This is a genomic window from Pseudomonas sp. P5_A2_2 (genome assembly GCF_054177685.1).
The window spans coordinates 1-6,665 of sequence record NZ_JBGCUL010000198.1 but is presented as its reverse complement, the minus strand read 5'-3'; the positions used below and the strand labels follow the sequence as shown (position 1 = coordinate 6,665).

Here is a 6,665-nt window from a genome sequence, read left to right as displayed (position 1 = left end):
GCGCTCAATTGCATATCTATGGCGCCTACACACCACCCAAGGCCACTGCGCTACATAACGTGGCGCAGGGGTTCCACGTAATGAACTGGGCTGAGGACGCCTTGCAGGTGATGTCGGCGACGCGGGTGTGCCTGGCGCCCTTGCGTTTTGGCGCAGGTATCAAGGGCAAAATCGTCGATGCAATGCTCTGTGGCACACCGAATGTGACGACGCCAGTCGGTGCGGAGGCGATGCATGGCGAAGAGACTTGGCCCGGTGCAGTGACCCGTTCGGCACGCGAGTTCGCCGATCATGCCGTGCAACTCCACAACGACAAGACGCGCTGGCTCCAAGCCCAGGCGCACGGGCAAACCCTGCTGGCGAGCCGCTACCAGACATCCGTTCATGGCCCGGCCTTGATCCAGCGGCTGGTCGATTGCCAACGGAATCTGGCAAACATCAGACGCGATAACTTTACCGGCAGCATGCTGCGTCATCACCAGCACAAGAGCACTCAATACATGGCGCAATGGATCGAGGTGAAGAATCGGCTTAATCAGGAGTAGCGCGCCTTGCAGGAGCAGGCTCACAGGCGGTAGTAGCATTATCCATCCGGCTGGAGGCATGATCCGGGTGGGATAACAACATAAGCGCCCTGTCATGACCCGCACCGCCAGAGTCACCGATCCGTCCTATGAATTGATGGACGACCACAACGGGTTGTCCATCATCTACCGCCAGCATGGCTTTCCCTGCCCGCTGGTGCGCTGGCATTTCCACAAGGAATACGAGTTGCACCTGATCGTCGCCAGTTCCGGCAAGGTGTTCATTGGCGATTATATCGGCAACTTCTACCCGCAAACCCTGTTCCTGACCGGCCCCAACCTGCCCCACAACTGGATCAGCCAGGTGGCCGAGGACGAAGTGGTGCCCAAGCGCGACATGCTGGTCAACTTCACCGACGAGTTGTTCGACAGCGGCTATCAGGTGTTCGCCGAACTCAAGACCCTGGCGCCGCTGCTGGAGCGCGCGCAGTACGGCATCGAGTTCCGCTGCAAGCACACCATCGCCCAGGCCATGGACTTGATGCAGCGCATTGCCGATACCACCGGCATTACCCGGCTCGGGCACTTTTTCATTCTGCTGGAGTTGCTCGCGGCCACCGACGACTACCAATTGCTCTCTGGCGCCACGACCCCGCAACTGGCCGACGAGCACAACATCGATCGCACCGACAGGGCGGTGGATTACATCTTTGCCCATTACGCCCGGGAACTGCCGCTGGAAGAAGTCGCCGAGCACCTGGGCCTGAAGCCGACCTACTTCAGCCGAGTGTTCAAACAGGCCACCGGACGCTGCTTTATCGAATTCGTCAATCGCCTGCGCATCAGCAAATCCTGCGAACTGCTGGCCGATGGCGACAAATCGGTTACCGATGTGTGTTTCGAATCGGGCTTCAACAATATTTCCAACTTCAACCGGCGCTTTCAGCAACTCAAGGGCATGACCCCGTCGCATTACYGGCGATTGGTGGTGCAGCGGTTGACCGAACAGAATCTGAATTAACACCTCAAAACCCTGTGGGAGCGGGCTTGCCCTAATGCCGATCAGTTAACGCGCAAAACCTGTGGGAGCGAGCTTGCTCGCGATAGCGGACTGTCAGGCAATGCAGGTGTTAGCTATGCGATCGTCATCGTCGGAACGCCGCCCGGAGCAAGCTCGCTCCCACAGGAGTTGCGGTGTTCGAAGCGTTAACTGATCGGCATTAGGGCAAGCCCGCTCCCACAGGTACTCTGCCAGGCCCTGAAACCTGTACGCTTTCAATACTGCCCCACCGCTGAAAAGCCCTTCCCTGTGTCTACCGCCCTAAACTCCAGTGCAAAATAGTATCGATCAAAGTGCGATGGATGATTTGTCTCGCCCTCGATTGAAGGATGTAATCAGTGCACATTCTTCCCTGCGCAGGAAGACACAAAAACAATAACTGTCCTTCTGTAACCCACCGGGTGCAGAAAAGGAGTGCACGATGCAACCCTCGGTAAAAGCTCTGCTTGCCCTCACCTGCATGACCCTCAGCAGCGTCAGCCTTGGCGCCCAGACGCTGACCATCGCCACCGTCAACAACAGCGACATGATCCGCATGCAAAAGCTCTCGAAAACCTTCGAGGCCGACCATCCGGACATCAAGCTCAATTGGGTGGTGCTCGAAGAAAACGTCCTGCGCCAGCGCCTGACCACCGACATCGCCACCCAGGGCGGGCAGTTCGACGTGCTGACCATCGGCATGTACGAAGCCGCACTCTGGGGCGCCAAGGGCTGGCTGGAGCCGATGAAGGATTTGCCGGCCAACTACGCCCTCGACGATGTGTTCCCCTCGGTGCGCGAAGGCCTGTCGGTCAAAGGCTCGCTGTATGCCCTGCCGTTCTACGCCGAAAGCTCGATCACCTACTACCGCACCGACCTGTTCAAGGGCGCCGGCCTTGGCATGCCCGAGCACCCGACCTGGGAGCAGATCGGTGAATTCGCCGCCAAACTGAACAAACCCGAGCAGGAACAATACGGCATTTGCCTGCGCGGCAAGGCCGGCTGGGGCGAGAACATGGCGCTGATCAGCACTGTCGCCAACGCCTATGGCGCTCGCTGGTTCGATGAACAGTGGCAGCCGGAATTCAACAGCCCCGAGTGGAAAAACGCGCTGAACTTCTACGTCGACACCATGAAGAAATCCGGCCCGCCGGGCGCCTCGAGCAATGGTTTCAATGAAAACCTGGCGTTGTTCAACAGCGGCAAATGCGCGATCTGGGTCGATGCCAGCGTCGCCGGCTCGTTCGTCACCGACAAGGCCCAGAGCAAGGTCACCGATCACGTCGGTTTCACCTATGCGCCGCATCAAGTCACTGACAAGGGCTCGGCCTGGCTGTACTCCTGGGCACTGGYCATTCCCACCAGCTCCAAAGCCAAGGACGCGGCGAAAACCTTCAGCGCCTGGGCCACCTCCAAGGAGTACAGCGCACTGGTCGCGGAAAAGGACGGCATCGCCAACGTACCGCCGGGCACCCGGGCTTCGACCTACAGCGAGGCATACATGAACGCGGCGCCGTTCGCCAAGGTCACGCTGGAGTCGCTCAAGGCCGCGGACCCGAGCAAGCCGGGCGCCAGGCCGGTGCCTTACATCGGGATTCAGTTGGTGACCATTCCCGAGTTCCAGGGCATTGGTACCCAGGTCGGCAAGTCCTTCTCTGCGGCGCTGATCGGCCAGACCACGGTCGACCAGGCATTGGCGGCGGCCCAACAAACCACCGAACGCGAAATGAAGCGCGCGGGTTATCCCAAGTAACCGGCAGTAGCCTGCCCCTGTTCCTTGTGGGAGCGAGCTTGCTCGCGATGAGGCCATGACATTCAACAGTGATGTCGGCTGACAGATTGCTATCGCGAGCAAGCTCGCTCCCACATTGGATCTTCATAGGTCTGAATGAATCGGTTTAACGCCATGAATATTTCAACTGCCAAAGCTCACATGGACATTGTCCAACCCCAGCGCAAAAGCCGCGTGACCAATCCCGGCTGGTTTCTGGTCAGCCCTTCGGTGGCGTTGCTGCTGCTGTGGATGATCGTACCCCTGGGCATGACCCTCTACTTCTCGACCATCCGCTACAACTTGCTCAATCCCGGCGAGAACGCGTTCGTCGGGCTGGAAAACTTCACTTATTTCCTCACCGATTCGGGCTTCCTGCCCGGCGCCAGCAACACGCTGTTGCTGGTGGGCAGCGTGCTGCTGATCAGTGTGGTATTCGGCGTGCTGATCAGTGCTTTGCTTGAGGCCAGTGAGTTTTTCGGTCGCGGCATCGTGCGGGTGATGCTGATCTCGCCGTTTTTCATCATGCCCACGGTGGGCGCGCTGATCTGGAAGAACCTGATTTTCCACCCGGTGTCGGGGATTCTCGCCTACGTCTGGAAGCTGTTTGGTGCACAACCGGTGGACTGGCTGGCGCACTACCCGCTGCTGTCGATCATCATCATTGTCTCGTGGCARTGGCTGCCGTTCGCGATCCTGATCCTGATGACCGCCATGCAGTCCCTCGACCAGGAACARAAAGAAGCCGCGGGCCTGGACGGTGCCGGGCCGATCGCGATTTTCTGGCACCTGACATTGCCACACCTGGCGCGGCCGATTGCGGTGGTGGTGATGATCGAAACCATCTTCCTGCTCTCGGTGTTCGCCGAAATCTTCACCACCACCAACGGCGGCCCCGGCTATGCCTCGACCAACCTCGCCTACCTGATCTACAACCAGGCGCTGGTGCAGTTCGACGTCGGCATGGCCTCGGCGGGCGGTTTGATCGCCGTGCTCATCGCCAACATCGCCGCGATCATTCTGGTGCGAATGATCGGCAAAAACCTGACCGACAAAGCCTGAGGCCTGCCATGACTCTTCAACAATCCCGTCGCCTGCAAAGCCTGCTGCTCGGTACGTTGGCCTGGGCTATCGCGATCCTGATTTTCTTTCCGATCTTCTGGATGGTGCTGACCAGTTTCAAAACCGAAATCGATGCCTTCGCCACGCCGCCGCAGTTCATCTTCATGCCGACGCTGGAGAATTACCTGCACATCAACGAACGCAGCGATTACTTCAGTTTCGCCTGGAACTCGGTGGTGATCTCCTTCAGCGCCACGGCCCTGTGCCTGCTCATCGCGGTGCCGGCGGCCTACTCCATGGCGTTCTACGAAACCCAGCGCACCAGAGGCACGCTGCTGTGGATGCTCTCGACCAAGATGCTGCCGCCGGTGGGCGTGCTGATGCCGATCTATCTGCTGGCCAAGAGTTTCGGTCTGCTCGATACGCGCATTGCACTGATCGTGATCTACACGCTGATCAACCTGCCGATCGTGGTCTGGATGGTTTACACCTACTTTAAGGACATCCCCAAGGACATCCTCGAAGCCGCGCGCCTGGATGGCGCAACGCTGGCGCAGGAAATGCTCCGGGTGTTGCTGCCCATCGCCAAGGGCGGCCTGGCGTCCACGGTGTTGCTGTCGCTGATCCTGTGCTGGAACGAGGCCTTCTGGTCGCTGAACCTGACCTCGTCGAAAGCCGCACCGCTGACCGCGTTGATTGCCTCGTACTCAAGCCCCGAAGGGCTGTTCTGGGCCAAGTTGTCGGCCGTCTCGACCCTGGCCTGCGCGCCGATCCTGATCTTCGGCTGGATCAGTCAGAAACAACTGGTACGCGGCCTGTCGTTCGGCGCCGTGAAATGAATCCCTGTAGGAGCGAGCCTGCTCGCGATGGGCGTGAACGATAACGCTGGCTGACTGGAAGAATGCGTCGCCTGAAAGTTCATCGCGAGCAGGCTCGCTCCTACAGAAAAKCCCACCCGGTTCAATCGAATAAATACAAACGGAGGCCCATCACCATGGCCAACCTGAAAATCAAGAATCTGCAAAAAGGCTTCGAAGGCTTTTCCATCATCAAGGGTATCGACCTGGAAGTGAACGACAAGGAATTCGTGGTCTTCGTCGGCCCGTCGGGCTGCGGCAAATCCACGTTGCTGCGACTGATCGCAGGGCTGGAAGAAGTCAGCGGCGGCACCATCGAACTCGATGGCCGCGACATCACCGAAGTGAGCCCGGCCAAGCGCGACCTGGCGATGGTGTTCCAGACCTACGCCCTGTACCCGCACATGAGCGTGCGCAAGAACATGTCGTTCGCCCTCGACCTGGCCGGCGTGGCAAAAGCCGAAGTGGAGAAGAAGGTCGGCGAAGCGGCGCGCATCCTCGAACTGGGGCCGATGCTGGAGCGCAAGCCCAAGCAACTGTCCGGTGGCCAGCGCCAGCGCGTGGCGATTGGCCGGGCTATCGTACGCAACCCGAAAATCTTCCTGTTCGACGAACCGCTCTCCAATCTCGACGCCGCCCTGCGGGTGCAGATGCGCCTGGAGCTGTTGCGCCTGCACAAAGAACTGCAAGCCACGATGATCTACGTGACTCACGATCAGGTCGAAGCGATGACCATGGCCGACAAAGTGGTCGTACTCAATGGCGGCAAGATCGAGCAAGTCGGCTCGCCGCTGGACCTCTATCACCAGCCGGCCAACCTGTTCGTCGCCGGTTTCCTGGGCACGCCGAAGATGGGCTTCCTCAAGGGCAAGGTCACCTGCACCGACAGTCAGGGCTGCGAAGTGCAACTGGACGCCGGAACCCGCATCAACCTGCCCTTGGGCGGCAGGCAACTGAACGTCGGGAGTGCGGTGACGCTGGGCATCCGCCCCGAGCATCTGGAACTGGCCAAACCCGGCGACTGCACCTTGCAGGTCACCGCCGATGTCAGCGAACGCCTGGGCAGCGACACCTTCTGCCACGTCCTGACCTCGTCCGGCGAAGCCCTGACCATGCGTGTTCGCGGCGATCTGGCCAGCCGTTATGGCGAAACCCTGAACCTGCACCTGGATGCGCAACACTGCCATTTATTCGATGCCGACGGCGTGGCTCTGACCCGCCCCCTGCGCGTTGCTGCCTGATTTCAGAGAGCCTGCGATGAAACTGAACAAACAGAACCTCAACCGCCTCGCGCCTGAAGTGGTCCTGCCCGCCTACGCGTTGGGCGATACCCGCCAAGGCATCGCGCACATCGGCGTGGGTGGATTCCATCGCGCCCACCAGGCGTTTTACACCGATGCACTGATGAACAC

General features: G+C 59.7%; 6 protein-coding genes and 1 pseudogene. All 7 read left to right on the top strand.

Translation table 11 applies throughout. The features are described from left to right. Positions 1–545 (top strand): glycosyltransferase family 4 protein (locus ACXRVY_RS13765; RefSeq protein WP_458237570.1); only part of this gene is annotated, 545 nt, incomplete at its 5' end. Between the two features lie 94 nt (positions 546–639). Next, a complete protein-coding gene (locus ACXRVY_RS13760) occupies positions 640–1,545 on the top strand; it encodes an AraC family transcriptional regulator (RefSeq protein WP_458237569.1) in 906 nt (301 codons plus the stop codon). A gap of 460 nt (positions 1,546–2,005) precedes the next feature. Next, complete coding sequence (locus ACXRVY_RS13755) at positions 2,006–3,316, top strand: ABC transporter substrate-binding protein (protein ID WP_458237568.1); 1,311 nt, start codon at positions 2,006–2,008, stop codon at positions 3,314–3,316. A gap of 180 nt (positions 3,317–3,496) precedes the next feature. Continuing rightward, a complete protein-coding gene (locus ACXRVY_RS13750; RefSeq protein ID WP_223458193.1) occupies positions 3,497–4,396 on the top strand; it encodes a carbohydrate ABC transporter permease in 900 nt (299 codons plus the stop codon). 8 nt (positions 4,397–4,404) lie between these two features. Beyond that, the gene (locus ACXRVY_RS13745; protein ID WP_223458113.1) at positions 4,405–5,235 is read left to right on the top strand and encodes a carbohydrate ABC transporter permease; all 831 of its coding nucleotides are present in this window, start codon (positions 4,405–4,407) and stop codon (positions 5,233–5,235) included. Positions 5,236–5,390: 155 nt separating this feature from the next. After that, positions 5,391–6,494 (top strand): ABC transporter ATP-binding protein, encoded by a 1,104-nt coding sequence (locus ACXRVY_RS13740; RefSeq protein WP_223458116.1) that lies wholly within the window; start codon positions 5,391–5,393, stop codon positions 6,492–6,494. Positions 6,495–6,510: 16 nt separating this feature from the next. Further along, positions 6,511–6,665: pseudogene (locus tag ACXRVY_RS13735) on the top strand (mannitol dehydrogenase family protein); the annotation flags it as partial.